Genomic DNA, 25,893 nt, shown 5'->3' with positions numbered 1-25,893 from the left:
GGGGTGGGTCGAGGAACGCGAACCCCGAGTCTAGTTCATCGTGATCACGGTGCGCACGGCCTGCGCAACGGAAAGTGCCGATCGGCCTTGTCAGTCTGCGACGTGTCAGTCCGCGGCGGGACGGTCCGCGGCGGGACGGTCCGCGCGGTCGGCGTCGAGGAACGCGGTGCAGCGGTCCAGCAGCGCGATGAGCGTCTCCCGTTCGGCGCCGGTGAACTCGGCGGCCAGCCCGCGCTCGACCCGGACGGCCCGTTCGTCCGCGCTCTTCAGCACCGCCTCGCCCTCCGCCGTCAGCCGGGTCTCGAGGATGTTGCGGTGCCACTCGTGCGGGGTGCGCTCGATGAGGCCGCGCTCCCGCAGGTTCTTGAGCACGGTGTTCATCGTCGGCGGGGTGACCGCGCAGGCCCGCGCCAGCGCGGCGGCCGAGATGCCGGGACTGGCGGACAGCTGGAGGAGCGCCGCGTACTGCGGCACCGTCAGGCCGCTCGGCTTCAGCGCCGCGTGCTTGGCCGCGCTGAGCGCCTGCTCGGCGCGCTTGACGTGGTGGCCGATCCGCTCCTGGGCGGGCATCGAGGTCATCCGCGCATGGTATCCGCCCTCGAATCGAAGCCCGTTGACAAGCATTAGAGCTCTAACTATCGAGTCGACGCGTTCGAATGTATGTCTACGTATGGAGAATGATGTCCCGCTTCCCGCGCTCCGTTTCCGCCGCCGTCCTCGCGGCGGCGCTGCTGCCGGCCGCCGCACCGGCGACCGCCGCCGAACCGGCCGCGCACCGCGTCCGCGTCACCACCGCCTACGAGCTGCCGGGCGACCGCGTCTACCCGGAGGGCATCGCCGCCGATCCCCGCACCGGCACCCTGTACGCGGGCTCCTTCGCCGACGGCACGGTCTACCGCATGTCCGGCCGCGGCCGCGTCGCCGAGGTCTTCCTGCCCGCCGGGGCCGACGGCCGCGACACCGCGAACGGGCTCGCGGTCGACCGGCACGGCCGCCTCTGGGTCACCGACTCGTCCGCGGGCGTCACCGTCTACGACGTCCGCACCCGGCGCCCGCTCGCCCGGCTCGACGTGCCCGGGGACGGCCCGCGCTTCGTCAACGACCTCGCGATCACGCCCGACGGCACCGCCTACCTCACCGACAGCCTCCGCGCCGTCGTCTACCGCGTCGCCCCGCGCGACCTCGCCGCGGCCCGCGGCGGCACCGGCGTCCTGGAGCCGTTCGCCGACCTGGCGCCCGCCCCCGACCCGTTCGCGCCGGGCGCCTACACGCTGAACGGCGTCGTCGCCGCCCCGGACGGCCGGTACCTCCTCGTCGCCGACTCCGCCGGCGGCGACCTCCACCGGCTCGACCCGGCGTCCGGCGCGGTCGAGCGGGTCGCGCTGGACGGCGGCGACATGGCGCTCGCGGACGGGCTCGACCTGCGGCACGGCCGGCTGTGGGCCGCCCACAACATCAGCGACGCGCTCACCCGCTGGCGCGTCTCCCGCGACGGGCGCCGCGCGCGGCTGGAGCGCCGCGTCGTCGATGCCGCCCTGGACGCCCCGACCACGCTCGTCCGCGTGCGCGGCGGGCTCTACGTCGTCCGGTCCCAGTTCGACGACGGCGGCCCGCTCGGCGAGGGCGTCCCCGAGACCCCGTTCACCGTCGCCGCCGTCCGCGGCCTCTGACGGCGCCCGCGCGGTAGCCTTCGAGGCGAGGGGAGCGGCTCGTGAGCAATGTTGAGGATCGCCCCGTCGAGCAGGACGTCTGTTCTGCCGACGCGGCCGTCGCCGACGAACCGGAGCTCGAAGCGCTGCACCCGCGCGACGTCCCGCTCGGCGGGCCCCGCGCGATGCGGGTGCGGCGCGTCCTGCCCAACCGCGACCGCCGCATGGTCGGCGCCTGGTGCTTCGCCGACTCCTACGGACCCGACGACATCACCGGCCGCGCCGGCATGCAGGTCCCGCCGCACCCCCACATCGGGTTGCAGACGGTGACGTGGCTGCTGGAGGGCGAGGTGCTGCACCGGGACGGCCTCGGCAGCCGCGCCCTCGTCCGTCCCGGCGACCTGTCGCTGATGACGGCGGGCCCCGGCATCGCGCACTCCGAGCAGTCCCCGCCCGACCACTCCCCGGTGCTCCACGGCGCCCAGCTGTGGGTGGCGCTCCCCGAGGCCGCACGCGCGACCGCGCCCGCCTACGAGTTCCACACCGGCCTGCCCCGGCTCGACGTCCCGGGCGCGGACGTCACGGTGTTCGTCGGCGGGCTCGGCGGCGTCGAGTCCCCGGCGGGCGTCCACTCGCCCCTCGTCGGCGCCGCGCTCCGTGTGTCCGCGGACGTCCGGCTGCCGCTGGATCCCGGGTTCGAGCACGCGGTGCTCGTCCTGTCCGCCGAGCTGACCGTCGAGGGCCGGGAGGTGCCGGCGGGCGACATGCTGTACCTCGGCCGGGGACGCACCGGACTCGCGCTGTCGGCCGGGCGGCCCGCCCACGCCCTGCTCCTCGGCGGCGAACCCTTCGCCGAGGACCTCGTGATGTGGTGGAACTTCGTCGGCCGCACCCACGACGACATCGTCGAGGCCCGGGCGGACTGGGAGCGCGACCGCCCGGGCGGCCGGGACGCCCCCCGCTTCGCCCCCGTGACCGGTTACGACGGCCCCGCCCTGCCTGCCCCCGCGCTGCCGAACGCGCGGCTGAAGGCGCGCGGCCGGTACCACCGGCACTGAGTGGTCCTCGTCACAGTCGGGTCGCGTTCGGGCGCAACCGGCCGATTCCGTGCGTCATACGGAGCAAGGACCGTTCCCGATGCTCCGCAGGAGGCCCTGTGACCACGACCGCGCCGCACCGTCCCGCCCCCGAGACCGCGGCGGACACGCCGGCCGAGACCGCCGCGCCCGACGCCGCGACCGCGGCCCCGCGGGGCCGGCTCCGGCCGGTGCGCAAGATCGCCGTGGCCGTGGCCGGGACGGTGGTGATCGCCGCGGGCATCGTGATGCTGGTGATCCCCGGCCCGGGCGTGGTCGTCATCCTCGCCGGCATCGGGCTGCTCGGCACCGAGTTCCCCGCTGCCAAGCGGGTCAGCGAGCGCTGCTACGGCTACCTCCGGACGGCCTGGGCGAAGATCCGCCGCAAGAAGGACTGACGGCCGCCCGCGAGGACCGGACCGGACCCGCGCCGCCGCCGAGGCGACGCGGGTCCGTCACGTCGGAAGGGTCACGCGGGGCCGGTGCTGCGGCGGACCACCAGCTCGCTCGGCACCGTGCCGGCCCGGCCGGGCGGCGCGCCGCCCGGGTCTGCGAGCCAGGAGACCAGCAGCTCGACGCAGTGCCGGCCGAGGGCGGCGAAGTCCTGCCGGACGGTGGTGAGCGGCGGGGTGAGGAACGCGGCCTCCGGGATGTCGTCGAAGCCGATCACGCTGACGTCCTCGGGCACCCGGCGCCCGCTCTCGTGGATCGCCCACAGCAGCCCGAGCGCGATCTGGTCGTTGGCCGCGAACACCGCCGTCACGTCCGGGTCGGCCGCCAGCCGCCGGCCGCGCTCGTAGCCGGAGCGGGCGCTCCAGTCGCCCGGCGCGCAGTCGGGCACCTCGGCGCCCGCCGCGACGAGCGCGTCCCGCCAGCCGCGGGTGCGCTCGGTGGCCTCCGACCAGTCGGCCGGCCCCGGCAGGTGGTGGACGGTCCGGTGCCCGAGGCCCAGCAGGTACCGGGTGGCCTCGCCGGGGGCGCGGTAGTGGTCGGCCTCCACCGTCGGGACCGCCGCGGGCGGCCCCAGCAGCACCGTCGGCAGGTCGCCCGGCAGGTGCCGCACCGCCTCGTCCGGCGGCACGTGCCCCGGGATCATGATGAGCCCGTCGACGCCCTGGTCGCGGAACCGCTCGACGGCCCCGGCGACCGTGTCGCGGCCCGCCGACCCCAGCCCCGCCACGCTGGTGAAGAACCCGGCGTCGCGGGCGTGCCGCTCGATCGCCGCGATGATCGACGCCGGCCCGTGCAGGGCGGTGTCGAAGCTCACGACGCCGAGGGTGCTGGACCGTCCGGTCGCGAGGGCCCGGGCCGCCGCGTTCGGGCGGAAGTCGAGCTGCGCGGCGGCGGCCAGGACCCGGTCCCGGGTCTTCGGGCTCACCATCGGATGGTTCTTGAAGACCCGGGACACCGTCTGGTGCGAGACTCCGGCCAGCCGTGCGACGTCGCGCAGGCCCGGCCGGGTGGGTGGCGTGGCGGTCATGTCACCCCGAACATACCGGGCGGGCGGGGGCGACGCCGCCGTTCACCGGGCCGCGCCGCTGCGCCGCTTGGTCCAGACGTCGAACGCGACCGCGGCCAGCAGCACCAGCCCCTTGATCAGCATCACCCGCTCGCTGGGCGCGCCGAGCAGCGACATCCCGTTGTTGATCACACCCATGATCAGGCCGCCGGTGATGGCGCCGATGACCCGCCCGACACCGCCCTGCACGGCCGCGCCGCCGATGAACGCCGCCGCGATGGCGTCCAGCTCGAACATGTTGCCCGCGGTCGGGCCCGCCTGGTTGAGCCGCCCGGCGAACACGATCCCGGCGACCGCCGACAGCACCCCCATGTTCACGAACAGCCAGAACGACACCGACTTGACGTTCACGCCGGACAGCCGCGCCGCGAGGGGGTTGCCGCCCATCGCGTAGATGCGGCGCCCGAACACCGACCGGTTCGTCAGCGTCGTGTAGGCCAGCGCCAGCGCGCCGAGCAGGACGAGCACCCACGGGAGGTTCTTGAACCGGGCGAGCTGCACGGCGATGAACATCACCACGACGACGGCCAGCGCGTTCTTCGCCGCGAACACCGCGATCGGGTCGACCTGCTGCCCGTACCCGATCCGGGCCTGCCGCCGCCGCCACCCGAGCGCCACGAACCCGCCGACCAGGGCGAGCGCCACCAGCAGCGTGAACAGGTCCGCGCCGCCGAGGAAGCCGAGGCCGATGTTGCCGAGGTAGCCCGACAGGAACCCGTTCGCGATCGTCCGGACGTCGTCCGGGAACGGGCCGATGCGCTGGTTGTCGAGCACGGTCAGCGTCAGCGCGCGGAACATCAGCATCCCGCCGAGCGTGACGATGAACGCGGGGATCCCGAAGTAGGCGATCCAGTACCCCTGCCACGCGCCGATCGCCGCCCCGGCGAGCAGCGTCAGCAGCAGCGCCAGCGGCCACGGCACGTCGTGGTTCACCATCAGCACCGCCGCGATCGCGCCGGTCAGCGCGACCACCGACCCCACCGACAGGTCGATGTGCCCGCCGATGATCACCAGGATCATCCCGATCGCCAGGATCAGGATGTAGGAGTTCTGGACGATGATGTTCGAGATGTTCCCGGGCGACAGCAGCTGCCCGTCGGTCAGCACGGCGAACAGCGCGACGATGATCGCGAACGCGATGTAGATCCCGCTCTGCCGCAGGTTGACCGGCAGGCCGCGGCGGCCCTTCGGCGGCCCGGCCGCCGGCGGGGAGACGGCCTCCCCCGCCTTGGCGACGCTGCTCATGGACTGGCCTCCTCGGTCTGGGTCATGTACTGCATCAGGCGCTCGGGCGTCGCCTCCGCCCGCGACACCTCACCGGTGATCCGGCCCTCCGCCATCGCGTACACGCGGTCGCAGATCCCGATCAGCTCCGGCAGTTCGGACGAGATCACCAGCACCGCGCGGCCCTGCTCGGCCATCGTGTTGATGATCGAGTAGATCTCGTACTTCGCGCCGACGTCGATGCCGCGGGTCGGCTCGTCCAGGATCAGGACGTCGGCGTCGGTGAACATCCACTTCGACAGCACGACCTTCTGCTGGTTGCCGCCGCTCAGCTCCCCGGCGGGCGCCAGGACGCTCGGCGCCTTGATGTTCATCTCCCGGCGGAACCGCTCGGCGACCTCGTACTCGCGCCCGTCGTCCACCCAGCCCGCCTTCGCGAGCTTGCCGAGCCCCGCCGCGGACACGTTCCGCGTGATGCTCTCGATGAGGTTCAGGCCGTAGGTCTTGCGGTCCTCGGTCGCGTACGCGAGACCGTGCGCGATCGCGTCCCCGACCGTCCGGATCCGCACCTCCGCGCCGTCCTTGAACAGCCGGCCGCTGATCCGGGCGCCCCAGCTGCGCCCGAACACGCTCATCGCCAGCTCCGTCCGGCCCGCGCCCATCAGCCCCGCGAGCCCGACGACCTCGCCGCGGCGCAGCGTCAGCGCGGCGCCGTCGACCACCACCCGGTCCCGCTGGGTGGGGCTGTGCACCGTCCAGTCCTCGATCCGGAACACCTCCGCGCCCACGTCGGGGACGCGCTCGGGGTAGCGGTGGCCCAGGTCGCGGCCCACCATCCCGGAGATGATGCGGTCCTCCGAGACGGCGTCGCCGTGCATGTCGAGCGTCTCGATGGTCCGCCCGTCCCGCAGGATCGTCGTCGAGTCGGCGATCGACCGGATCTCGTTCAGCTTGTGCGAGATGATCACGCAGGTGATGCCGTCCGCCCGCAGCCCGCGCAGCAGGTCGAGCAGGTGCCGCGAGTCGGCGTCGTTCAGCGCCGCGGTCGGCTCGTCCAGGATCAGCAGCCGCACCTCCTTCGAAAGCGCTTTCGCGATCTCGACGAGCTGCTGCTTGCCGACGCCGAGCTCCATCGCGGGCGTCACCGGGTTCTCCCGCAGGCCCACCCGCTCCAGCAGCGCCGCCGCGTCCGCGTTCGTCCGGTCCCAGTCGATCAGCCCGAACCGGCCGCGCCGCTCGTTGCCGAGGTAGATGTTCTCGGCGATCGACAGGTACGGGCTCAGCGCCAGCTCCTGGTGGATGATCACGATGCCGCGCCGCTCGCTGTCGCGGATGCCCGAGAACCGGCACGGCTCCCCGTCGAACTCGATCTCCCCGCTGTAGTCGCCGTGCGGGTAGACGCCCGACAGCACCTTCATCAGGGTCGACTTCCCGGCCCCGTTCTCGCCGCAGATCGCGTGGATCTCGCCGCGCGCGACGTCCAGGTTCACGTCCTGCAGGGCCTTGACCGCGGGGAAGCTCTTGGTGATCCCGCGCATCCGCAGTATCGCGTCCGTCATGCTCCTCCTTCCGGGGGACGCCGCTACTGCAGGTCGCCCGCGGTGTAGTAGCCGCTGTCGACGAGCACCTTCCGGTAGTTCTCCTCGGTGACGATCACCGGCTGCAGCAGGTTGGACGGCACGGTCTTCTCGCCGTTGTCGTAGTCCTTCGTGTTGTTGACCGGCGGGTCCTGCCCCTTCAGGACGGCGTCCGCCATCTGCACCGTGACCTCGGCGAGCTTCCGGGTGTCCTTGAAGATCGTCGAGTACTGCTCGCCCGCGATGATCGACTTGACCGACGCCACCTCGGCGTCCTGCCCGGTGACCACCGGGTACGGCTGCGCGTCGCCGCCGTAGCCGTTCGACTTCAGCGCCGACAGGATCCCGATCGACATGCCGTCGAACGGGGACAGGACGCCGTCCACCTTCGCGCCGTCGCGGTAGTGCCGCGTGATGAGGTCCTCCATGCGGGCCTGCGCGCGGGCCCCCTCCCAGCGCAGCGTCGCCATGGTGTCGAAGTCGGTCTGCTTGCTCTTCACGACCAGCGTGCCCTTGTCGATGTAGGGCTTCAGGGTGTCCATCGCGCCGTCGTAGAAGTACTTGGCGTTGTTGTCGTCGGGGGAGCCGGCGAACAACTCGATGTTGAACGGCCCCTTCTCGCCGCCCTCCGAGCCGTCCGCCTTCTTCACGCCCAGCCCGACCAGCAGCGACGTCGCCTGCTGCACGCCCACCTGGTAGTTGTCGAACGTCGCGTAGTAGTCGACGTTCGGCGAGTTGAGGATCAGCCGGTCGTAGGAGATGACGGGGATCTCCTGGTCGGCGGCCTTCTGCAGCTGCGTGGTGAGGGCGGTGCCGTCGATCGGCGCGACGATCAGCAGCCGGGCGCCCTTGGTGATCTGGTTGTCGATCTGGTTGGCCTGCGTCGGGATGTCGTCCTCGGCGTACTGGAGGTCGACCTTGTAGCCGAGTCCCTCGAGATGCTTCTTGACGTTGTCGCCGTCGTGGATCCACCGCTCGGACGACCGCGTCGGCATCGTCACGCCGACGAGCGCGCCCTTCACGGGCCGGTCCGCCCGCTCCTTGTCGATCGTCTTCTCGCTGGACCCGCACGCGGTCATGCCGAGCGCGAGCCCGATGCCCAGGGCCATGGTGACGAGCTTCCGTGGCTTCACATCTCACCTCGGGGGTGGTGGCGGATGGTTCGCGAGCCACACTGTTACCGGTCACACAAGCATGTCAAGACCCCTCTGTGCTCCGCATCACAACCGTGATCCCCCGTGCCGGACGGCCGCCGCCCGCGGACCCCGCCCCCACCTGCCCCGACCGCGGGACCCGGCTCCCGCCGGGATGCGCTCGACGATGGGGGCGGATTTCCTCGACAGGCATGCCGGAAGTGCCGCGCAGGACGAACGCGAGCCGTTCGGCCGGGTTCGGCGACCCGGCACCGCGAGCGGCGCGAGCGCGGCGGAGTCGGCCGCCATCGCCTGCCGCTCGGGGGGTGTGGCCGCGCCTCGAACGAGGGCTCCCGCGCGTCCGGCGGGAGCGCGGCACACGAGCGGGACGGCGCCGGTCGGGCCGGGCTACGGCTCCGGTTCGGACCGCAGCACGAGGACGGCCGTGTCCACCGACGAGTAGATCGGGAAGAGCCGGGTGAGCCCGGTGGTGCGCAGGACGTCCCGGATGCGGGGGCTCACCGCGACCAGGGCGAGCGCGCCGGCGTCCGGCAGCAGCGGGAAGATCCCGGCCAGGACGCTGAGCCCGCTGGAGTCCATGAACTCGACGTCGCCGAAGTCCAGGACCAGGTGGCGGGCGCCGTCGCCGAGCAGCGCGGCGAGGTCGTCGCGCAGCCGGGCGGCGGTGGAGATGTCCACGTCGCCCCCGAGCGTCACGACGGCCAGGTCGGTGTGGAGCGGATGGAACCGGCTGTGCACGGTCAGGGCCATGGTGTCCAGGATGTGCCCCGTGGGCGACCGGTCATTCCCCGGCCGCCGGCGGTCCGCTCACCGTGCCCTCACGTGTTCTGCGCGGACGGCCTGCGCCGCGGCCGGCGCCGCGGTTCGGCGCCCTGCGCGTTCCCGCGGCGGGGCTCGCCGCCCTGCTGCGGCTTGCCGCGGCGCGGCTCGGCGGCCCGCGCGTTCCCCCGGCGCGGCTCGCCCGCCTGGGCGGTCCCGCGGCGCGGTTCGGCGGTCCGCGTGTTCCCGGGCCCCGATGCGGCGGTCTGCGCGCCGCCCCCGCGGCGGCCGTCGCGGGCCGCCTGCCGCGGGGCCGCGGACGCCGGAGGGTGGGCCGGGGGCCGGGCGCCGGTGATGCGGGCGAGTTCGGGGTCGCCGGGGCTCACGCTGGTGGTGCGCGGGGTGATGCCCGCCGCGGCCATCATCGCGTCCACCTCGCGCCGCTGGTCGGGAACCACGAGGGTGACCACGGTGCCGCGCCGTCCGGCGCGCGCGGTGCGGCCGCTGCGGTGCAGGTAGTCCTTCGGGTCGGCGGGCGGGTCGATGTTGACGACGAGGTCGAGGTCGTCGATGTGGATGCCGCGGGCCGCGACGTCGGTGGCGACCAGCACGGTGACGGCGTCGGTGCGGAAGCCGTCCAGGGCGCGGTTGCGCTGGGACTGGCTCTTGCCGCCGTGCAGCGCGGCGGCGCGCACGCCGCGGGTCGTCAGCTTGCGGACGAGGCGGTCGGCGGCGTGCTTCTTCGCCACGAACATGATCACCCGGTCGCGGCGGGCCGCGACGTGCACGAGCGTCTCGTGCTTGTCGGTGTCGGCCACGTGCAGCAGGTGGTGCTCCATGGTGGTGACCGCGCCCTTCGGCGGGTCGACCGAGTGGGTGACGGGGTCGCTGAGGAACGCGCGGACGAGCCGGTCGACGTTGCGGTCGAGCGTCGCGGAGAAGAGCATCCGCTGCCCGTCGGGCGGGGTCTGCTCGAGGAGCGAGGTCACCTGGGGCAGGAAGCCCATGTCGGTCATCTGGTCGGCCTCGTCGAGGACGGTCGTCCGGACCCGGCCGAGCCGGCAGTCGCCGCGCTCGATGAGGTCGGCGAGCCGTCCGGGGGTGGCGACCACGAGTTCCGCGCCGCGTTCCAGGGCGTTCGCCTGGCGGTTGATCGACAGGCCGCCGACCACGGCGGTCAGCCGCAGGTCCAGCGCCCGCGCGTACGGCTCGAGCGCCTCGGTGACCTGCTGCGCGAGTTCCCGCGTGGGCACCAGGACGAGCGCCAGCGGAGCGCGGGGCTCGGCGCGGCGGCCGGCGGTGCGGGCGAGCAGCGGCAGGCCGAAGGCGAGGGTCTTGCCGGAGCCGGTGCGGCCGCGGCCGAGGACGTCCCGTCCGGCGAGCGCGTTCGGCAGGGTCGCGGCCTGGATCGGGAACGGCTCGGTCACGCCCTGGTCGGCGAGCGTCGCGAGGACCGCCGGCGGCAGCGGGAGGTCGGCGAACGACTCGACCGGGGGCAGCGGCGGCGTGGTCCCCTGTGGGGTCGCGAACTCGGCGGCGGGGCGCCCGCCCTCGTCGGGGCGGCGGCCGCCCTTGGCCGGGCGCGGTCTGGACGAGCGGGTGCGTGCGGGACGGGCCATGCTGGGAGCCTTCCACAGGAGCGGTGCGTCGCGTCGCACGCTCGTGCGGGCGATGCCGTGGCGCGCGTCGGCGGAGGGCGGCCGCGCGGGCCGCCCTCCGCCGACGGACGATCAAGCGGGGACGATGTTCTCCGCCTGCAGGCCCTTCTGGCCCTGGGTGATGTCGAACGACACCTTCTGGCCCTCGAGGAGTTCACGGAACCCCTGGGACGCGATGTTGGAGTAGTGGGCGAAGACGTCGGGGCCGCCGCCGTCCTGCTCGATGAATCCGAAGCCCTTTTCCGAGTTGAACCACTTGACGGTACCGGTGGACATGTCGATCTCCTTCAGGTCGGTCCCCGGCGCGCCACCTGCGCGCCGAGCTGCCGCGATGACCCATCCGGAAGATCCAGAACAACAAAAATGCGCTTGAGGCCGAACGCCGCAAGCGCACCAGAAACATGTCTATGGGAACCGCAACCGATTAGTACGCTACCACACGAATCCGCGGATGCAGGGAAATCCTGCGCGAGCTGCTGTGACGCACGGGTAAATTTCATGTCAGACATCGGGGCGACTCCCGGCGGTGGCCCGGTGAGCGCATACTTAGGGGTGATGAAAACGTCGAAGCCCGCCCAGCGGCGACACCTGCCGACCAGTCCGTTCGCGCCGCCGCCCGCGGCGCCGCCGGTCAAGGAGTTCGAGCCCGAGGACCGCGTCAGCCACGACAAGTACGGGCTCGGCCGCGTCCTGGAGGTCGAGCCCGGACGCGCCGTCCTCGTCGACTTCGGGACGGAGAAGGTCCGGATCCTCGCGCCGTTCACGAAGCTCTTCAAGCTCTGACGCCGCCGGCCCCGCCCGGGGCCCGGTCCGCCGCGCTCCGCCCGCCCGACCCGGGGCGGAGGCCGCGGGACGCCCGTGGAGCGGGCGCCCGCGGCCGGTCCGCGGCCGTCCTCAGGCGCCCGTCAGCTCGTTGGCGGGGCGCGGCGTCCGCGCCTTCGCCTTCACCTCGCCCGACTCGACGTCGACGGCGTACACCATGCCGCCGCCCGGGTCGGTGACGTACGCCGTGTGGTCGCGGACGAAGACCGCGGGACGGGGCCGCTGCCACTCCAGCGGCTCCCGCCACGCGCCCATGATCTCGATCTTCCGCGTCACCTCGGCGCGCTCGGGGTCGATGACGTGCAGGGCCCCGTCGGTGCCGAGGACGAGCGCCTCCCCGTGGGGCCCGCGCGCCAGGGACCGGAACGTGTAGCTCGTCCCGAGGTCGACCAGTTCGAGGTCGCCGGTCCGGGTGTCGATGAGGGAGACCCGCTCGGGGCGTTCGAGTTCGGCGTCGGGGTCGGTCTTGTAGTCGCCGAGGACGATCGGGGACTCCTCGTGGCCGGCCTGGTTGCCGATGCGCCCGTACCCGTCGGGCGCCTTCACCTTGGTGATCTCGCCGTCCCGGTAGATCAGGGCGCCGTCCTCGCAGCCGATGACGACGGCCCCGCCCTGAGCGGTCGCCTCGCCGTGCACGCCGGGGCACTCCTCGCTGCGGGCGATCTCCTCGCGGTCCGCGTCGAGGACGTGCACGCCGGTGCGCTCCTCCTCGGTGCCGAGCGTGGTCAGCAGCGCGCCGTCGGAGAGCGCGACGGCGACGCCGTGGTGCGGGTGCTCGCTGTCGTGGGTCTGCGTCTCGGGCAGCCCGCCGCCGCCGAGCCCGGCCGGGTCGAAGAGGGTCACCCTCCCGGTGCCGTCGGAGAACAGGACGGTCTTGCCCGCGTGGTGCACCACGTGCCCGGGCTTGGGGGCGGCGAACTCCCGGTCGGTGAGCCGGGCGCCGGCCGCGTCGAGGACGCGGAACCCGGTGGCGGTCGAGACCAGCACGTGGCGCCCGTCGCCGGCGGGGTTGACGCGGTTGAAGCCGTCCAGGGGGATGTCCTCGACGACCTCGAGCGTCGCGGGGTCGAGGACGTACAGGCCGCCGTCGTAGGTCGCGACGAGCGGGTCCCGCACCGCGGCGGCGGGCGCGGACGCCTCGCTCCGCGCGGCGGAGCCGCCGTCGCCCTGGCCGCACGCGCTCAGCGCGAGGCCGAGCGCGACCAGCGCCGCGGGCAGCGCGGCCCGCGCGCCGGGCCGGAACCGTTCGGGGTGTCTCATCTCTCGTCTCACTTCCGCTGGGGATCGGGTGGGGATCGGATGGGGATCGGACGGGGTGCGGCGGGGGTCAGCGCGCCGCGAGGCCCTCGGTGATGGCCGCGGTGTTGGCGCGCATCATCCGCAGGTAGGTGGGGGCGCCGCCGCCGGCGCCGGTGAGCGACTCGGAGTGGAGCGGGACGACGGCGATGTCGAGCCCGGTCTCCCGCGCCATGACGCGGGCGAGCCGGTCCGGCTGGGAGGAGTCGGCGAACACGGTGCGGACGCCCGCGCCGCGGACCGCGTCGGCCAGCGACTTCAGGTCCGAGCCGCTGGGCGAGGCGAGCGTGGTGCCGCTCGGGATGACGGCCCCGACGACCTCGAAGCCGTAGCGCCGGGCGAGGTACCCGAACACGTGGTGGTTGGTGACGAGCTTGCGGCGGTCCGGCGGGATCCGCGCGAACGCGCCGCGCATGTGCGCGTGGAGTTCCGCGACCTCCGCGCGGTACGCGGCCGCGGCCGCGCGGACCCCCGCCTCGTCGATCCCGTCGACGTGCTCGACGATCCGGTCGGCGATGACGTCGACGGCCTCGAGCATCCGGACGGGGTCGGTCCAGAAGTGCGGGTCCGGTGCGCGGGCGGTGTCGCCCCCGGCGTAGGGGATCGGGTCGACCTCCGCGCCGACGGCGAGGGCCGGGACACCCTGCTCCTCGGCCGCCCGGACGTTGCGGGCCACGCCCTCCTCGAGGCCGAGCCCGTTGTGGATCAGCAGCGCGGCCTCCTCGATGCGGGCCGCGTCCCGCGCGGAGACGCCGAACGAGTGCGGGTCGGCGCCGGGCTTCATCAGCACCGTCACCTCGGCCCGGTCGCCGGCGACGGCGCGCGCGACGTCGCCGAGGATGTTCGTCGTGACGACGATCCCGGTCCGTCCGGAGCCCGGCACGGAGCAGCCCGCGACCGCCAGGCAGAGCACGGCGAGGAGCGTGGCGCGGAGCGCGGCGAGGTCCCGGCGGCGGCCGTCCGCGGGGCGGGCCGCCGGTGCGGTCACCATCCCGTCTCCACCATGTGCGCGGGGGAGAAGGGCAGGTCGAACGTGCGCGCCGTCCGCAGGTCGTCGTTGTAGTCGATCTCGTGGACGGCCCGGGCGGCCGGGTCGCTGACGTACGCGCGCGCCGTGTCGACCTCGATCACCGGCGCCGCGCCGTCCGCGCCGTCCGGGTCGTCCAGCAGGTCGGTGCGCGCCAGCTCCTCGCCCGTCGCCGGGTCGTAGGAGCGCAGCGCGCCGTCCCGGCCGAGCAGGAGGACGGGCGCGTCCGCGCCGACCGCGTTCACCGCGACCGCGGGACCGTCGCCGATGCGCCGCCACGCGCGGGCGCGGACGTCGAGGACCCAGGCGCCCGCGTCCCCGGCCCGGGCCGCCAGCACGTCCGATCCGGGGCGGTGGCGGAACTCCGCCGCGCGCTCGGCGCGCGGCACCGCGCCCGGGTAGGCGATCTTCGCCGCGCGGAACGCTCCGCCCTCGCCGGTCACCAGCAGGGCGCCGTCCGCGCAGCCGAGGACGGCGCCGCGCCGGGTCGCCGCCTGCCCGCGCGGCTCGGGGCACGCCGCGGGGAGCCGCGACACGCGGCGGCCGTCCCGTCCGTGGACCGCCACCTCGCCGTCCGCGGAGGCGACGACCAGGTGCCCGGCATGGGCGACGGCCACCCGGCCGGGGATGCGGGCGAGCTCGGCGACCTTCCCGGCGTCGAGGGCCTTCCGGTCGAGGACGCGCACCTCGCCGCCGGCCGCGAGGGCGGTCACGGCGGGGTCGCCGCTGACGCCGGGCGCCTCCGGGACGTCCACGCGGCCCACCGTCCGCGCGTCCGCGCGGTAGTGGTGCACGTGGTCGCCGTGGTCGACGGTCCAGGTTCCGCCGTCGAAGACGCGCAGGCCGTCCGGGGTCGACAGGTAGGCGAAGCGGCCGTCGGTGCCCACCGCCGTGACCCCGACGGGTTCTCCGGCGCCTTCTCCGGCGGGCGCGGTCTCGCCGGTGGCGGGGTCCAGCGTGCGGACGCGGCCGCCGCCCGCCTCGGTCAGGACGAGCCGCCACTGCGCCTCGGCCGTCTCCTCGGCGCCCTCCACGTGGCCGTGCGGGACCGGCGCGGCGTCCGCGCGCTCCCGCTCGCCGCCGGAGCCGCCGCACGCCGCGAGGAGGACCCCCGCCGCGAGGACGGTCGCCGGCGCGCGCCACCGGGCGCGTCTCGTGCTGCCACAGTTCATGACGGGTACTCGGGTTCCTTTCATCGGGGGCCTCCGGGCCGTGCCGGGGCGCCGCGCGGGCGGCGGTCGCGCAGCCCGGCGCCCAGCGCGGAGAGGAAGAACAGGGCCACCGCGGTCGCGGCGATCGTCGCGCCCGCCGCGGTGCCCAGGTGCCAGGAGACGAGCAGGCCGGTGAAGGTCGAGAGCGCGCCGAGCAGCGCCGCCCCGGCCATCACCAGCGGGACGCTGCGCGCCCACAGCACCACCGCCGCGGGCGGCGCGATCAGCAGCCCGAACACCAGCAGGGTGCCCACCACGTGGAAGGACGCGGTGATCGCGAGCGTCAGCAGCGCCAGCAGCAGGGCGTTGGCGAGCCGGGGCCGCAGGCCCAGGGTCCGCGCCTTGCGCGGATCGAAGGCCAGCGCGACGAACGCGCGGTGGCCCGCGGCGGCGATGCCGGCCGCGGCGCCCAGCGCCGCCGCCAGGACGGCCAGGTCGCGCGGCCGCACCGCGAGGACGTCGCCGAACAGGAAGGCGGTCAGGTCCACCGCGTAGCTCTGCGAGTGCGACACCAGGATCACGCCGGCGGCGAGCATGCCGACGAACAGCAGCCCGATGCCGGTGTCCCGGGACAGCCGCGGCGACCGCGACAGCGCCGTCACGCCCAGCGCCATCGCGGCCGCGCTGAGCAGGGCGCCGACGAACAGGCTCCCGTTCAGCAGGGACGCCGCCGCGACGCCGGGCAGCATGCCGTGCGACATCGCGTCGCCGAGGAAGGCCATGCCGCGCAGCACGACCCAGGTGCCCGCGAGCGCGCAGATGCCGGAGACCAGCAGCCCGCCCACCAGCGCCCGCTCGACAAAAGACACCCCAAAGGGGGCGAAAAGCCACTCCATGGGCAAGGATCGTACAATGAAAACCGTTATCGTTTGCAAGGGAGGGCCGATGGACGAGACGGCGATCACGATGCGCGGGATCCGGGCGGGCTACGGCGCCACGACGGTGCTGCACGACATCACGGCCCGCGTGCCGCGGGCGCGCGTGACCGCCCTCGTGGGCCACAACGGTTCGGGAAAGTCGACGCTGCTCGGCGTCCTCGCGGGGGCGCTCGCGCCGACGGCGGGCACGGTGGAGCGCGCCGGGGACCGGCGGCCCGCGCTGGTGCTCCAGCACACCGACGTCCCCGCCGCCCTGCCCATGACCGTCCGGCACGCCGTGGCCATGGGGCGGTGGGCGGACCGCGGCTGGTGGCGGCCGCTCACCGGGGCCGACCGGGCGCTGGTCGCCGGCTGCATGGAGCGCGTGGGCGTCGCCGGGCTCGCCCGCAGGCAGCTCGGCGAGCTGTCCGGCGGCCAGTACCAGCGCGTGCTCATCGCGCAGGGGCTCGCGCAGCGGTCGGACCTGCTGCTGCTCGACGAGCCGGGGGCGGGGCTCGACCGGGAGTCCCGGGAGGAGCTCCTCGAGATCTTCGACGACCTCGCCGCGGACGGCGTCACGGTCGTCCACGCGACGCACGACGCCCGCGCGGCGGCGCGCGCCGACCACCGGCTGCCGCTGAAGGAGGGCCGGCTGCTCGCCGAGCGGCCGGCCCTACCGCGGGATCACAGGTAGAGGCCGGTCCCGTGCTCGGGGCGCTCGCTGGCGATGGCGTGCAGGTCGCGCTCGCGCATGACCAGGTAGTTCTCGCCCTTGATCTCGACCTCGTACTGGTCTTCGGGGTGGAACAGGACGCGGTCGCCGGGCTTGACGACGCGCACGTGGTGGCCGACCCCGCAGACCTCGCCCCAGACCAGGCGGTTGGTCTCCTCGACCGTCGCGGGGATCACGATCCCGCCGGTGCTGCGGCGTTCCCCGCTGTCCTTCTCAACCTTGATCATGACACGGTCGTGAAGCATCTGGACTTCGAACTTCGGCTCGGACACGCGGGCGAGTTTAGTCGTTTGTGCGGGTGAGGGCGTTCCAGGCGTCCGCGACGATCTCCGGGAGGGCGCGGGACGCCCGCCAGCCGAGGTCCGCGCGGATCGCGGCGGCGTCGCAGACCAGCTCCGCCGGCTCCGGCCGGGCCGGGCGGCGCAGCGCGCGGACGGGCCGCCCGGTGACCCGCTCGACGGTCGCGACGACCTCGTGGACGGCCGCGCCCGCGCCCGTCCCGACGTTGTAGACGCGGTCCTCGCCCGGACGGACGGCCCGCAGGGCGCGGACGTACGCGTCCGCGAGGTCGTCCACGTGCAGGTACTCGCGGACCGCCAGGCCGTCGCCGTTGATTTCCAGGTGCGGCTCGTGCCCGGCGGCCACCGCGAGCGCCTTCGGGATCAGCCGGGTGAGGTCGGGGTCGGGACGGCCGTCGACGGACCCGGACACGTTGAACGTGCGCAGGACCGCCGCGCCGATCGCGCCCGTGCGGGCGTGGTGGCGGATCATCTGCTCGGCGGCGAGCTTCGTCGCGCCGTACGGGCTCGCCGGCGCCGTCCCGGCCGTCTCCGGGATGGGGCCGCCCCCGGGCGGGGCGCCGTACACCGCGGCGGTCGAGCCGAACACCACGCGCGTCCCGCCGCGGCCGACGGCGCGCAGGAGGGCGAGGGTGCCGCCCACGTTCGTCTCGTAGTAGGCGAGGGGGTCGTCGAACGACGCGCGGACGCGGGTGAGCGCCGCGAGGTGGCACACGCCGTCGTAGGGCCCCTCCGGCAGGGCGCCGAGCAGGTCGCCGGCGACGGGGCGGACGCCGCGCGGGAGGTCCGCGCCGCGGCGGACGAGCCCGTCCACCTCGTGGCCCGCCGCCGCGAGCCGCCGCGCCACCGCGTAACCGATGTAGCCGCCCGCCCCGGTCACCAGGATCCGCATGCGTTCAGCATCGCCCATCGCGCGGGCCGATGCGGGGGCGACCCGCGCGCTCCCCGGCCGGAAGCGGACGCCGCCGGGCGGCCGTCACGCGGCGGCCTTCACGCGCTCTTCGCGGCGCGCGTCCTCCTCGTAGCGGGGGAAGAGGGCGAGCGCGGCGAGGGCCAGGCCGAACCCGGCCGTGCGCAGCAGGAACGGGCCGGGCTCGCGCGGCCACGCCTCGCCGAACAGCACGGTCCCGCTGACGATCAGGTACAGCCGTCCGATGACGGTCAGGACGGCCGCGACGATCGACACCCGGCAGCGCTGCAGCGCGACCTGGAGCTGCCCGAGCGCGATCGCGGCGAACCCGAGCGTGAGGTACGGGTACGGCGACTCCAGGATCGCGCGGAGGCCGCCGGTCTCGGCGTGGACGAGGGCGATGCCGCGGATCCCGGCCTCGGCGAGGCCCGCGCAGGCCCCGGCGCCGATGCCGTAGGCGACGCCCGACAGGCGGCGGGCGTGCCGGCCGCCGGCCCGCCGGTCGCCGACGAGCCAGACGAGCGCCGCGACGAGGAACGCCGGGACGCACAGCGCGAGCATCGGCCACGGCGCGGCGAGGGTGCCGACGAGGGTCGCGTCCGCGACCGGCTCGCCGGCGGGGTCGGCGGACATGCCGATCAGCAGGGTCGCGAGGACGAACAGCGCCATGCTCGTCCATTCGCGGGGCGTCAGCCGCTCGTCGAGGAACCACACGGCGTACGCGACGAGCAGGACGAGGCCGACGGCGAAGACCGGCTGGGCGACGGTGAGCGGCAGCAGCGAGAACGCGACGATCTCGTAGCCGAGGCCGAGGAACAGCAGCAGCCCGCCGCCGAGCCAGATCGGGTCGGTCAGCATCAGCCGGGCGACGCGGAACGGCCGCCCGCCGCGCAGCGGCTCCATCCGGCGGGCGGACACCCGGAAGATCAGGAACGCGACGTAGTAGGTGGTGGTCGCGATCAGCGCCAGGGCCGCGTGGCCCGGTTCGTGCATGCGTATACCTCCCGGCGTGCAGGGCGAAGGACGCCGCTCGCGCGCCGGAAGAGCAACGTGCACTCATACCTTGCCCCGCCGAACCCCGCGTGACAAGGGATCAGTCGTATCTGCGGCCGCGCTTGGAGGAGAGACGCGCGACGAGGCCCTGCGGGACCAGCCGGGTGAGGCCGACGATCGCCTTGTACTGGACGCCGGGGACGCTGACGCGCGCGCCGCGGCGCAGGTCGCGGAGCCCGGCGTCGACGACGGCGTCCTTGTCGAGCCACATGAAGCCGGGGACGTCCGACATGTCCATTCGGGCGCGCTCGTGGAACTCCGTGTGCACGAAGCCGGGGCAGAGCGCCATGACGCGGACGCGGCCGCCGGAGCGGGCCGCGATGTCCGCGGCGACGCCCTGGCTGAAGCCCACCACCCAGGACTTGGACGCGCCGTAGGTGCCGCGCGTCGCGAACGCCGCGACCGACGACACGTTGACGACGCCGCCGCGGCCGCGCTCGAGCATGCCGGGCAGCACCGCGTGGGTGAGGCGCAGGACGGCCTCGCAGTGCACCTTCAGCATGGTGAGCTCGTCGGAGACGGGGACGTCGAGGAAGACGCCCCGGTTTCCGAACCCGGCGTTGTTGACCAGGAGGTCGACGTCCTTGCGGACGCGCTCCTCGGCGGCGGCGAGGCCCTCCTCGGTGGCGAGGTCGGCGGTCAGCGTCTCGGCGCGCACCCGGTACCGGTCGCGCAGGCCGGCGGCGGCCTCGTCGAGCCGGGCGGTGTCGCGGGCGAGCAGCACGAGGTCGAAACCGTCGGACGCGAGCCGCCGGGCGAAGGCGGCGCCGATGCCGGCGGTCGCGCCGGTGATGAAGGCGGTCGGCATGCGCCGAGCCTACCCAGTGGTAGCGGGGCGTGCGCGGAAGTGCCGCGGGTCGGGGCGCCGGGTGGCGCGGCGGTAGGCGAACGTGAACCCGGGCCAGTTGTTCACGACCGTCCCGTCCGCCTGCCGGTACCAGCTGTCGCAGCCCGCCTCCCACACGGTGGCCCGCATCCGCTCCCGCATCTCCCGGACGAACGCGTCCTCGACGTGCGGGCGGACGTCGATCCAGTCGAGCCGGTGGCGGCGCAGGGCCTGCACGCAGCCGACGACGTACCGGAACTGCGACTCCAGCATGTAGATGATCGAGTTGTGCCCGAGGTTGGTGTAGGGGCCGTAGAGCAGGAACAGGTTCGGGAAGCCGCTGACCGTGATGCCGAGGTGGGCGCGGGCGCCGTCCCGCCACGCCTCGTTCAGCTCCCGCCCGTCCCGTCCGACGATCTTCATGGGGGCGAGGAAGTCGGTGGTGCTGAACCCGGTCGCGTACACCAGCACGTCGGCCGCGTGCTCGCCGCCGGACGTCCGGACGCCCGCCGGCGTGATCCGCTCGATCGGGTCGGTGACCAGGTGGACGCCGGGCCTGGTGAGCGCCGGATAGTAGTCGTTGGACACCAGGATCCGCTTGCAGCCCATGCGGTAGCCGGGCTGGAGGGCGCGCCGCAGGCCGGGGTCGTCGACGGCGTCGCGCAGGTCGCGCCGGAACCGGGTCTCCATGAGCCCCATCAGCTTCGGGTACTTGAAGAAGCCCAGCGCGCGCGACTCGAGCTGCGCGTAGATGCGGGCGCGGCTCAGCCCGTACGCGCCCGGCACGTTCCGGAGGACGGCCTGCTTCCACGGCGGGTAGGGCCGGTCGGGCTTGTCGATGACGTACGGGGGCGTCCGCTGGAAGACGTGCAGCTCGGCGGCCTCCCGGGCGAGTTCGGGGACGATCTGGACCGCGCTGGCGCCCGTCCCGACCAGGGCGACGCGGCGCCCGCGCAGGTCGACGCCGTGGTCCCAGCGCGCGGAGTGGAAGGCCGGGCCGGCGAACGACTCGCGGCCCGCGATGTCGGGGAGCGCGGGCCGGTTGAGCTGCCCGGACGCCGACACCAGGACGCGCGCCTCCAGTGCGCCGCCCGTCGTGGAGATCCGCCACAGCGCGGCGTCCTCGTCGAACCGGGCCTCGGTGACCTCGGTGCCGAACCGGATCTTCTCGAGCACGCCGTACTTGCGGGCGCAGTGCCGCAGGTAGTCGAGGATCTCCGGCTGCGGCGGGAACCGGCGCGTCCAGTCGGTCTTCGGCTCGAAGGAGTACGAGTAGAGGTGCGAGGGGATGTCGCAGGCGGCGCCGGGATAGGTGTTGTCGCGCCAGGTCCCGCCCAGCTCGCCGGCCTTCTCGAGGACGACCACGTCCCGGACCCCGGCCATGCCGAGCCGGATCGCCATCCCGATGCCGCCGAACCCGCTTCCGATGATCACCACGCTGTGCGTCATGGGCGCCGTCCCGAATGTCGTTCTGGTGAACTCTGGTCCGAGCGTAGGTGACCATGAGGTCACTGACCAGAGCGGCGGAACGGGCGTTTTTGTCGGGATGTTCTGCCACGATCTCCCCCATGTCCGACGCACCCGCGCTCTCCCCGGCCGCGCCCGGCACGACCTCGTCCATGACGGGGACGCCGACCTCGCGCGCGGCGTCGTGGGGGCGGCGGCGCTGACCGGCGGCACGTCCGCCCCGCACCTCGCCGCCGCCGAGATCACCGACCCGGCCGTCCGCCGCCGGATCGCCCGCCGACCCAGGAGCCCCGCATGGACCTCGTCGCCCGCCTGCACCGCGTCCTGACCGGCCCCGCCCCCGAGGACGCGGGCTTCACGGTCACCGGTGCCGAACTGGCCGCGCTGCCCGACGCGGCGCTCGGGGACCTGCTCCCCGCCGCGTACGCGGTGCCGTCCGCGGTGAAGGCGTGGGAGGCGACGAGCGCGCGGTTCGCCGTCGAGGACGCGGCCAAGGAGCGGCAGCCCGCCTTCGGCCCCGACGCGTGCCGCCGCATGTTCGACGCGCTCGTCACCGGGCTGGAGCGCCGCAGGTGGGCCGACCTCACGCTCGGCACGGCGGCGCTCGTCCGCTGCACCGGCCCGTGGCCGGACGATCTCGGCGGCCCCGCGCGCACGCTCGTCCGGTTCCTGCTGGACGCGGACGACCTGGGCGCGCCGCTCGCCCTGCTGGCGGCCGCGGGCCTCGCCGCGGACCCGCCGGAACCGGGCGTCGAGGGCGGTCTCCTCGCGGAGGTCGCCGGGCGGCTCTCGCGGGGCGCCGGGCCGATCGCGCGGAGCGAGATCGGCGTCATCGCCGGGCTGCGGCCGTCCGACCGGGTCGGGCTGACCGAGCTGGACCGCCGCCGCACGCACACCGCGCCGCCGCCGCTGCCGGACGCCTGGCACCGCGCCGCCGCGATCCCCGCGTACGCGGCGTGGGCCGAGAGCGCGCTGCGGGAGGCGGCCGACCGCGCCGACGCCGTCCAGGACGGGACGATCCCCTACAAGGCCGACAAGGCGTTCGCGGCGGACGAGGTGGTCGCGCTCGGTCGCGCCGCGCGCGTCGCGCTCGCCGCCGACGCGCCGTGGCTCCCCGCCCTGCTCGACCGGCTCCTGCCCGGCATCGCCGTCGCCCCGACCGCCGCGAAGACGCTGCCGTCCCAGGCGCTGCTCTACGAGATCGCCCGCGCGGCCCAGGACGTCCCGACGCCCGAGCTCGTCACGGCGCTGCGGGACGTGCGGGGGACCGTCCGGCACGCGGCGGTGCCCAAGCGGCTCGACCGGATGCTGAAGAAGGCCGACGCGGCCCTCGCCGAGCGGACCGAGGTGGCGCTCCGCCTGCCCGACCTCGGCTTCGGCCCGGACGGCGTGCTCCGCCGCGACCTCGGCGGGCACACCGCCGTGGTCGCGATCGAGGGCACGGCGGCGCGGCTGGCGTTCGTCAAGGACGGGCGGGAGCTGCGGAGCGCGCCGGCGGCCGTCCGCCGCGACCACAAGGACGCGCTGAAGGAGCTGCGCGACCTCGTCAAGCGGGTCGGCGCCCAGCTCGCCACGCTCTGCCGGGCGCTGGAGGGCGGCCTCGCCGGCCGGGCCGCGCACCCGTTCGGGTGGTGGCGCGACCGGCTCGCCGGGCACCCCGTCGCGGGCGGGACCGTCCGCGCCCTGATCTGGGAGGTCGAGACGGCGCCGGGCGCGTGGACGGCGGTCCTGCCCGAGGCCGGCGCGCTCCCGGACGCGCCGGACGACGCCGCCGTGCGCCTGTGGCACCCGGTCGGCGCCCCGGCCGAGGACGTCCGGGCCTGGCGGGACGCGGTCGTCGAGCGGGGCGTGCGGCAGCCGTTCAAGCAGGCGTTCCGCGAGACCTACCGGCTCACGCCCGCCGAGCGGGAGGCCCGCGCGGACTCGGCCCGGTTCGCCGGGCACCTCGTCCGCTACCGGCGGATGTACGCGCTGTTCCGGGCGCGCGGCTGGACGAGCGGCATGCTCGGCCCGTGGGACGGCGGCTCGGCGGACGAGGCGTCGCGCGTCCTGGCGGGGGAGTGGCGGATCCGGTTCGGGCACGTGCTGGCCGAGCCGGGGCCCGAAAACCTCGCGGCCACCGACCGGGTCCGGTTCGACCGGTTCGCGGACGGCGCGTGGCGCGCGGCCGAACTCCCCGACGTCCCCCCGGCCGTGTTCAGCGAGGCGATGCGGGACGTGGACCTGTTCGTCTCCGTCGCCTCCATCGCCGCCGACCCCGACTGGACGGGCGACGGCCCCGCCCTCGCGTACTGGGAGCGGGCCCGGTTCGGCGAGCTGGACGAGAGCGCGCTCACCCGCCGCGACGCCCTCGCCCGCGTCCTGCCCTGCACGAAGATCGCCGACCGGTGCGAGCTGGACGGCCGGTTCCTCGTGGTGCGCGGTGCGCTGCGCACGTACCGGATCCACCTGGGGTCGGCGAACGTCCGGATGGACCCCGACGACGCCTACCTGTGCGTCGTCCCCGACCGGCGGCCGTCCGGGCGGGTGCTCCTCCCGTTCGAGGAGGAGCGGCTCGCGCTGATCCTCAGCAAGGCGTTCCTGCTCGCCGCGGACGACGCGATCACCGACCCGTCCATCCTGGAGCAGATCGGGCGGGGCGCGCGATGACCGGGGTGACCTTCCGGGACGAGACCGCGGCCGGCCGGGCCGTCGCGGAGTTCGCCGTGGCGGGGCTGCCCGCGCGGATGACCGTCCGGGAGCTGATCCGGCTGCGGGTCCGGGAGGAGGTCGCGCGGCACGACGCGGCGCCCGCGTCCGACCGGTTCCACGGGCTCGTCCGTCCGGGCGGCGCCGAGGCGGGACCGGACGGCCGCCGGCCGCGGGAGCCGCGGGAGCCGCGGCGGCTCGACTGGGAGCGGCAGGCCGAGATCGCCGAGCGGGCGTTCGCCGCGAACGGGTTCGTCGTGCTGGCCGGCGACCGGCAGGTGGAGGACCTCGACGAGGAGGTCGACCTCGCCGCCGATCCCGAGCTGGTCTTCATCAGGCTCGTCCCGCTCGCCGGCGGGTGACCCTAGGGGAGCAGCCCGAGCTCGTGGGCGCGCAGCCCCGCCTGGAAGCGCGACTCGGCGTCCAGCAGCACGAGGATCTCCGCGACGCGCCGCCGGTAGGTGCGCAGCGACATGCCGAGCCGCCGCGCCGCCGCCTCGTCCTTCAGGCCCTCGGCGAGCAGCCGCAGGATGCGGCGGCTCTCGTCGGTGAGCGCGGGCGCCCGGTCGCGGCGGTGGTCGGCGAGGTCGGCCGACCGGTCCCAGGCGGCCTGCAGCAGCGAGACGACGCCCGCGACCACGCCCGGCGAGCGGACGACCGTGTACTCGCGCACCCCGGCGCGCGGCGGGCCCGCCAGGATCGCGACGCGCCGGTCGACGACGATGGTCTCGTGGGGCAGCGGGGCGGTGCAGATGCGGACGGCGACGCCCGCGCGCGAGACGTCCAGCAGGTGCCGCTCGGCCTCCTCGGTCGCCAGCGCCGCCGGGGTGTAGAGCTTGCGGACGGCGGGCGCGTGCCGCATCGCCCGCCGCTTGGCGAGGAGCCGCTCGCGGAAGCCGGGGAGCGCCCAGGTGTCGAGGTCGCGGGCCGCGCAGGCGAACTCCTCGCGCGCCTCGAACAGGTGCCCGGCGCGTTCGAGCAGCGCGGCCTCGCCGCGCAGCGTGACGTTGAGGTCCGTGCTTCCGGTGCTCGTGTCCGGACGGGTGCCGACGCTCATCGGGATCCAGTGTGCCACCGCGCCCGTGCGGGCGGCCAGATGGCAGCAAGCTGCCAGCCGCTCGCCCGTACCGGGGCAAAACGGCACGGTTGGTGTCATGACGAATGAAACGCATTTCATGCTGGGCGGGGACCTGCGGGTCCGCCGGATGGGGTTCGGCGCGATGCGGCTGGCCGCGGGGAACGTCGACGGGCCGCCGCGCGATCCCGACACGGGGCTGAAGGTCCTGCGGCGGGCCGTGGAGCTCGGCGTCGACCACATCGACACCGCCGCGTTCTACGCGCGGGGCGGCGTCGCGGCGAACCGGCTGATCCGGGAGGCCCTCGGCGGCCCCTACCCGGAGGGGCTCGTGATCGCCACCAAGGTCGGCCCGTTCAAGGGGCCGGACGACCCGTTCCCCACCGGGCAGGTGGCGGCGGACGGACTGCGCGCCCAGGTCGAGCAGAACCTGGCCGAGCTCGGCCTCGACCGGCTCGACCTCGTCAACCTGCGCCCCGGCGGCCTGGCGGACCCGGGCGGCGAGTCGATCGCCGAGCGGTTCGAGGCGCTCGCCGCGCTCCGCGAGGAGGGGCTCATCCGGCATCTCGGAGTCAGCCACGTGGACGCGGCGCAGTTCGCGGAGGCGCGGGCGATCGCCCCCGTCGCGTGCGTCCAGAACAGGTTCGACATCACGATGCCGCAGGACGCGGCCCTGCTCGCCGAGTGCGAGGCCGCGGGGATCGCGTGCGTCCCGTACTTCCCCCTGGGCGGCTTCGGGATCCCGGACGACGCCCGCGTCGCGCGGATCGCCGGCCGGCACGGCGCGACGCCCGCGCAGGTGCTGCTCGCGGGCCTGCTCGCGCTGTCCCCGGTGATGCTCGCGATCCCCGGCACGGGCTCGGTCGAGCACCTGGAGGAGAACATGGCCGCGGCCGACCTGCGGCTCACCGCGGAGGACCTCGCGGACCTGGCGGGCGGAGCAGAGCGGTAAAAATCGGTACCGAAACGGTGAAACTCGTGCGTATCGTGTGAGACAAATATGTCTCACTTGA

Annotated in this window: 27 protein-coding genes; 9 read left to right on the top strand and 18 right to left on the bottom strand. The window is 74.8% G+C overall.

All coding sequences use genetic code 11. The annotated features are described in order from the left end of the window. Nucleotides 1–105: 105 nt before the first annotated feature. Nucleotides 106–579: a MarR family winged helix-turn-helix transcriptional regulator gene (locus tag H505_RS0100730; RefSeq protein ID WP_211238370.1), complete on the bottom strand. Its 474-nt coding sequence runs from the start codon at nucleotides 577–579 to the stop codon at nucleotides 106–108. 98 nt (nucleotides 580–677) lie between these two features. Here H505_RS0100730 and H505_RS0100725 point away from each other — a divergent pair, with 98 nt between their 5' ends. The 3 genes from H505_RS0100725 to H505_RS49615 all read left to right on the top strand — a co-directional run bounded on the left by H505_RS0100725 (nucleotide 678) and on the right by H505_RS49615 (nucleotide 3,123). After that, nucleotides 678–1,670, top strand: coding sequence for an SMP-30/gluconolactonase/LRE family protein (locus tag H505_RS0100725; protein ID WP_157432851.1), 993 nt, complete (start codon nucleotides 678–680; stop codon nucleotides 1,668–1,670). A 41-nt stretch (nucleotides 1,671–1,711) separates the two neighbouring features. After that, nucleotides 1,712–2,707, top strand: a complete 996-nt coding sequence (locus H505_RS0100720; protein WP_026400424.1) for a pirin family protein — start codon at nucleotides 1,712–1,714, stop codon at nucleotides 2,705–2,707. Nucleotides 2,708–2,805: 98 nt separating this feature from the next. Then, a complete protein-coding gene (locus tag H505_RS49615) occupies nucleotides 2,806–3,123 on the top strand; it encodes a PGPGW domain-containing protein (RefSeq protein WP_051299983.1) in 318 nt (105 codons plus the stop codon). A 71-nt stretch (nucleotides 3,124–3,194) separates the two neighbouring features. Here the strand turns inward: H505_RS49615 and H505_RS0100710 are convergent, their stop codons facing one another. From H505_RS0100710 to H505_RS0100680, 7 genes are all read right to left on the bottom strand, one after another. After that, nucleotides 3,195–4,205 carry a LacI family DNA-binding transcriptional regulator gene (locus tag H505_RS0100710; RefSeq protein WP_026400423.1) on the bottom strand — a complete coding sequence of 337 codons (1,011 nt, stop codon included), beginning with the start codon at nucleotides 4,203–4,205 and terminating at the stop codon, nucleotides 3,195–3,197. A gap of 42 nt (nucleotides 4,206–4,247) precedes the next feature. Beyond that, complete coding sequence (gene mmsB, locus H505_RS0100705) at nucleotides 4,248–5,489, bottom strand: multiple monosaccharide ABC transporter permease (protein WP_026400422.1); 1,242 nt, start codon at nucleotides 5,487–5,489, stop codon at nucleotides 4,248–4,250. Next, nucleotides 5,486–7,027, bottom strand: coding sequence for a multiple monosaccharide ABC transporter ATP-binding protein (gene mmsA, locus H505_RS0100700; RefSeq protein WP_026400421.1), 1,542 nt, complete (start codon nucleotides 7,025–7,027; stop codon nucleotides 5,486–5,488). The genes mmsB and mmsA overlap by 4 nt, the downstream gene beginning before the upstream one ends. A gap of 23 nt (nucleotides 7,028–7,050) precedes the next feature. Beyond that, entirely contained in the window at nucleotides 7,051–8,178 is a 1,128-nt protein-coding gene (chvE, locus tag H505_RS0100695; RefSeq protein ID WP_026400420.1) for a multiple monosaccharide ABC transporter substrate-binding protein, read from the bottom strand. 408 nt (nucleotides 8,179–8,586) lie between these two features. After that, entirely contained in the window at nucleotides 8,587–8,949 is a 363-nt protein-coding gene (locus H505_RS0100690) for an STAS domain-containing protein (RefSeq protein ID WP_026400419.1), read from the bottom strand. Between the two features lie 68 nt (nucleotides 8,950–9,017). Then, nucleotides 9,018–10,577 (bottom strand): DEAD/DEAH box helicase, encoded by a 1,560-nt coding sequence (locus H505_RS39120; RefSeq protein WP_084549685.1) that lies wholly within the window; start codon nucleotides 10,575–10,577, stop codon nucleotides 9,018–9,020. Nucleotides 10,578–10,688: 111 nt separating this feature from the next. Beyond that, nucleotides 10,689–10,892 (bottom strand): cold-shock protein, encoded by a 204-nt coding sequence (locus H505_RS0100680; protein ID WP_026400418.1) that lies wholly within the window; start codon nucleotides 10,890–10,892, stop codon nucleotides 10,689–10,691. 279 nt (nucleotides 10,893–11,171) lie between these two features. On the opposite strand from H505_RS0100680, the gene H505_RS0100675 reads away from it, so the two are divergent. Further along, on the top strand, nucleotides 11,172–11,399 hold the full coding sequence (locus tag H505_RS0100675; RefSeq protein ID WP_034516088.1) for a hypothetical protein: 228 nt from the start codon (nucleotides 11,172–11,174) through the stop codon (nucleotides 11,397–11,399). A 111-nt stretch (nucleotides 11,400–11,510) separates the two neighbouring features. Here H505_RS0100675 and aztD read toward each other — a convergent pair whose 3' ends face one another. The 4 genes from aztD to aztB form a co-directional block, all read right to left on the bottom strand. After that, nucleotides 11,511–12,698, bottom strand: a complete 1,188-nt coding sequence (gene aztD / locus H505_RS0100670; protein WP_026400416.1) for a zinc metallochaperone AztD — start codon at nucleotides 12,696–12,698, stop codon at nucleotides 11,511–11,513. A gap of 67 nt (nucleotides 12,699–12,765) precedes the next feature. After that, nucleotides 12,766–13,725, bottom strand: coding sequence for a zinc ABC transporter substrate-binding protein AztC (aztC, locus tag H505_RS0100665; protein ID WP_084549684.1), 960 nt, complete (start codon nucleotides 13,723–13,725; stop codon nucleotides 12,766–12,768). Further along, complete coding sequence (locus H505_RS0100660) at nucleotides 13,719–14,933, bottom strand: hypothetical protein (RefSeq protein ID WP_026400414.1); 1,215 nt, start codon at nucleotides 14,931–14,933, stop codon at nucleotides 13,719–13,721. The genes aztC and H505_RS0100660 overlap by 7 nt, the downstream gene beginning before the upstream one ends. 20 nt (nucleotides 14,934–14,953) lie before the next feature. Next, nucleotides 14,954–15,808 carry a zinc ABC transporter permease AztB gene (gene aztB, locus H505_RS39115; protein ID WP_034516086.1) on the bottom strand — a complete coding sequence of 285 codons (855 nt, stop codon included), beginning with the start codon at nucleotides 15,806–15,808 and terminating at the stop codon, nucleotides 14,954–14,956. Nucleotides 15,809–15,857: 49 nt separating this feature from the next. Here aztB and aztA point away from each other — a divergent pair, with 49 nt between their 5' ends. Then, nucleotides 15,858–16,523 carry a zinc ABC transporter ATP-binding protein AztA gene (aztA, locus tag H505_RS0100650; protein ID WP_034516084.1) on the top strand — a complete coding sequence of 222 codons (666 nt, stop codon included), beginning with the start codon at nucleotides 15,858–15,860 and terminating at the stop codon, nucleotides 16,521–16,523. Here the strand turns inward: aztA and H505_RS0100645 are convergent. From H505_RS0100645 to H505_RS39100, 5 genes are all read right to left on the bottom strand, one after another. Next, on the bottom strand, nucleotides 16,514–16,834 hold the full coding sequence (locus H505_RS0100645; protein ID WP_026400412.1) for a GroES family chaperonin: 321 nt from the start codon (nucleotides 16,832–16,834) through the stop codon (nucleotides 16,514–16,516). The two genes, aztA and H505_RS0100645, sit on opposite strands and share 10 nt — an antisense overlap. Nucleotides 16,835–16,844: 10 nt before the next feature. Further along, nucleotides 16,845–17,753: an NAD-dependent epimerase/dehydratase family protein gene (locus H505_RS39110; protein WP_034516073.1), complete on the bottom strand. Its 909-nt coding sequence runs from the start codon at nucleotides 17,751–17,753 to the stop codon at nucleotides 16,845–16,847. Between the two features lie 84 nt (nucleotides 17,754–17,837). Beyond that, nucleotides 17,838–18,764, bottom strand: a complete 927-nt coding sequence (locus H505_RS39105) for a DMT family transporter (protein WP_051299982.1) — start codon at nucleotides 18,762–18,764, stop codon at nucleotides 17,838–17,840. Between the two features lie 100 nt (nucleotides 18,765–18,864). After that, the gene (locus H505_RS0100630) at nucleotides 18,865–19,632 is read right to left on the bottom strand and encodes an SDR family NAD(P)-dependent oxidoreductase (RefSeq protein WP_026400411.1); all 768 of its coding nucleotides are present in this window, start codon (nucleotides 19,630–19,632) and stop codon (nucleotides 18,865–18,867) included. Between the two features lie 9 nt (nucleotides 19,633–19,641). Further along, entirely contained in the window at nucleotides 19,642–21,099 is a 1,458-nt protein-coding gene (locus H505_RS39100; protein WP_034516267.1) for a flavin-containing monooxygenase, read from the bottom strand. 97 nt (nucleotides 21,100–21,196) lie between these two features. Between H505_RS39100 and H505_RS47180 the strand changes: the two genes are divergently transcribed. The 3 genes from H505_RS47180 to H505_RS0100610 are packed head-to-tail and all read left to right on the top strand — an operon-like array spanning nucleotide 21,197 to nucleotide 24,167. Further along, nucleotides 21,197–21,445 (top strand): hypothetical protein, encoded by a 249-nt coding sequence (locus H505_RS47180; protein WP_026400410.1) that lies wholly within the window; start codon nucleotides 21,197–21,199, stop codon nucleotides 21,443–21,445. Continuing rightward, nucleotides 21,412–23,766, top strand: a complete 2,355-nt coding sequence (locus H505_RS47175) for a DUF4132 domain-containing protein (RefSeq protein WP_051299981.1) — start codon at nucleotides 21,412–21,414, stop codon at nucleotides 23,764–23,766. Before H505_RS47180 ends, H505_RS47175 begins: the two co-directional genes overlap by 34 nt. Beyond that, nucleotides 23,763–24,167, top strand: coding sequence for a hypothetical protein (locus H505_RS0100610; protein ID WP_026400409.1), 405 nt, complete (start codon nucleotides 23,763–23,765; stop codon nucleotides 24,165–24,167). Before H505_RS47175 ends, H505_RS0100610 begins: the two co-directional genes overlap by 4 nt. Before the next feature lie 2 nt (nucleotides 24,168–24,169). Here the strand turns inward: H505_RS0100610 and H505_RS0100605 are convergent, their stop codons facing one another. Continuing rightward, the gene (locus H505_RS0100605; RefSeq protein ID WP_051299979.1) at nucleotides 24,170–24,862 is read right to left on the bottom strand and encodes a helix-turn-helix transcriptional regulator; all 693 of its coding nucleotides are present in this window, start codon (nucleotides 24,860–24,862) and stop codon (nucleotides 24,170–24,172) included. 97 nt (nucleotides 24,863–24,959) lie between these two features. Here H505_RS0100605 and H505_RS0100600 point away from each other — a divergent pair, with 97 nt between their 5' ends. Next, nucleotides 24,960–25,832, top strand: coding sequence for an oxidoreductase (locus H505_RS0100600; protein ID WP_026400407.1), 873 nt, complete (start codon nucleotides 24,960–24,962; stop codon nucleotides 25,830–25,832). The last annotated feature ends 61 nt before the right edge of the window (nucleotides 25,833–25,893 follow it).

Source organism: Actinomadura rifamycini DSM 43936 (genome assembly GCF_000425065.1).
GTDB lineage: Bacteria > Actinomycetota > Actinomycetes > Streptosporangiales > Streptosporangiaceae > Spirillospora > Spirillospora rifamycini.
This window is presented reverse-complemented; position numbering and strand designations above follow the sequence as displayed.

Bases quoted from the DNA above. Each gene is read 5' to 3' on its own strand.
- H505_RS0100660 (WP_026400414.1), bottom strand. From the start codon at position 14,933: ATGAACTGTGGCAGCACGAGACGCGCCCGGTGGCGCGCGCCGGCGACC.
- H505_RS39100 (WP_034516267.1), bottom strand. From the start codon at position 21,099: ATGACGCACAGCGTGGTGATCATCGGAAGCGGGTTCGGCGGCATCGGG.
- H505_RS0100725 (WP_157432851.1), top strand. From the start codon at position 678: ATGATGTCCCGCTTCCCGCGCTCCGTTTCCGCCGCCGTCCTCGCGGCG.
- aztB (WP_034516086.1), bottom strand. From the start codon at position 15,808: ATGGAGTGGCTTTTCGCCCCCTTTGGGGTGTCTTTTGTCGAGCGGGCG.
- H505_RS47180 (WP_026400410.1), top strand. From the start codon at position 21,197: ATGTTCTGCCACGATCTCCCCCATGTCCGACGCACCCGCGCTCTCCCC.
- H505_RS0100605 (WP_051299979.1), bottom strand. From the start codon at position 24,862: ATGAGCGTCGGCACCCGTCCGGACACGAGCACCGGAAGCACGGACCTC.
- H505_RS0100680 (WP_026400418.1), bottom strand. From the start codon at position 10,892: ATGTCCACCGGTACCGTCAAGTGGTTCAACTCGGAAAAGGGCTTCGGA.
- H505_RS0100710 (WP_026400423.1), bottom strand. From the start codon at position 4,205: ATGACCGCCACGCCACCCACCCGGCCGGGCCTGCGCGACGTCGCACGG.
- H505_RS39120 (WP_084549685.1), bottom strand. From the start codon at position 10,577: ATGGCCCGTCCCGCACGCACCCGCTCGTCCAGACCGCGCCCGGCCAAG.
- H505_RS39110 (WP_034516073.1), bottom strand. From the start codon at position 17,753: ATGCGGATCCTGGTGACCGGGGCGGGCGGCTACATCGGTTACGCGGTG.
- mmsB (WP_026400422.1), bottom strand. From the start codon at position 5,489: ATGAGCAGCGTCGCCAAGGCGGGGGAGGCCGTCTCCCCGCCGGCGGCC.
- H505_RS0100610 (WP_026400409.1), top strand. From the start codon at position 23,763: ATGACCGGGGTGACCTTCCGGGACGAGACCGCGGCCGGCCGGGCCGTC.
- H505_RS0100630 (WP_026400411.1), bottom strand. From the start codon at position 19,632: ATGCCGACCGCCTTCATCACCGGCGCGACCGCCGGCATCGGCGCCGCC.
- aztD (WP_026400416.1), bottom strand. From the start codon at position 12,698: ATGAGACACCCCGAACGGTTCCGGCCCGGCGCGCGGGCCGCGCTGCCC.
- aztC (WP_084549684.1), bottom strand. From the start codon at position 13,725: ATGGTGACCGCACCGGCGGCCCGCCCCGCGGACGGCCGCCGCCGGGAC.
- aztA (WP_034516084.1), top strand. From the start codon at position 15,858: ATGGACGAGACGGCGATCACGATGCGCGGGATCCGGGCGGGCTACGGC.
- H505_RS39105 (WP_051299982.1), bottom strand. From the start codon at position 18,764: ATGCACGAACCGGGCCACGCGGCCCTGGCGCTGATCGCGACCACCACC.
- mmsA (WP_026400421.1), bottom strand. From the start codon at position 7,027: ATGACGGACGCGATACTGCGGATGCGCGGGATCACCAAGAGCTTCCCC.
- H505_RS0100600 (WP_026400407.1), top strand. From the start codon at position 24,960: ATGACGAATGAAACGCATTTCATGCTGGGCGGGGACCTGCGGGTCCGC.
- H505_RS47175 (WP_051299981.1), top strand. From the start codon at position 21,412: ATGGACCTCGTCGCCCGCCTGCACCGCGTCCTGACCGGCCCCGCCCCC.
- H505_RS0100730 (WP_211238370.1), bottom strand. From the start codon at position 579: ATGACCTCGATGCCCGCCCAGGAGCGGATCGGCCACCACGTCAAGCGC.
- H505_RS0100690 (WP_026400419.1), bottom strand. From the start codon at position 8,949: ATGGCCCTGACCGTGCACAGCCGGTTCCATCCGCTCCACACCGACCTG.
- H505_RS0100675 (WP_034516088.1), top strand. From the start codon at position 11,172: ATGAAAACGTCGAAGCCCGCCCAGCGGCGACACCTGCCGACCAGTCCG.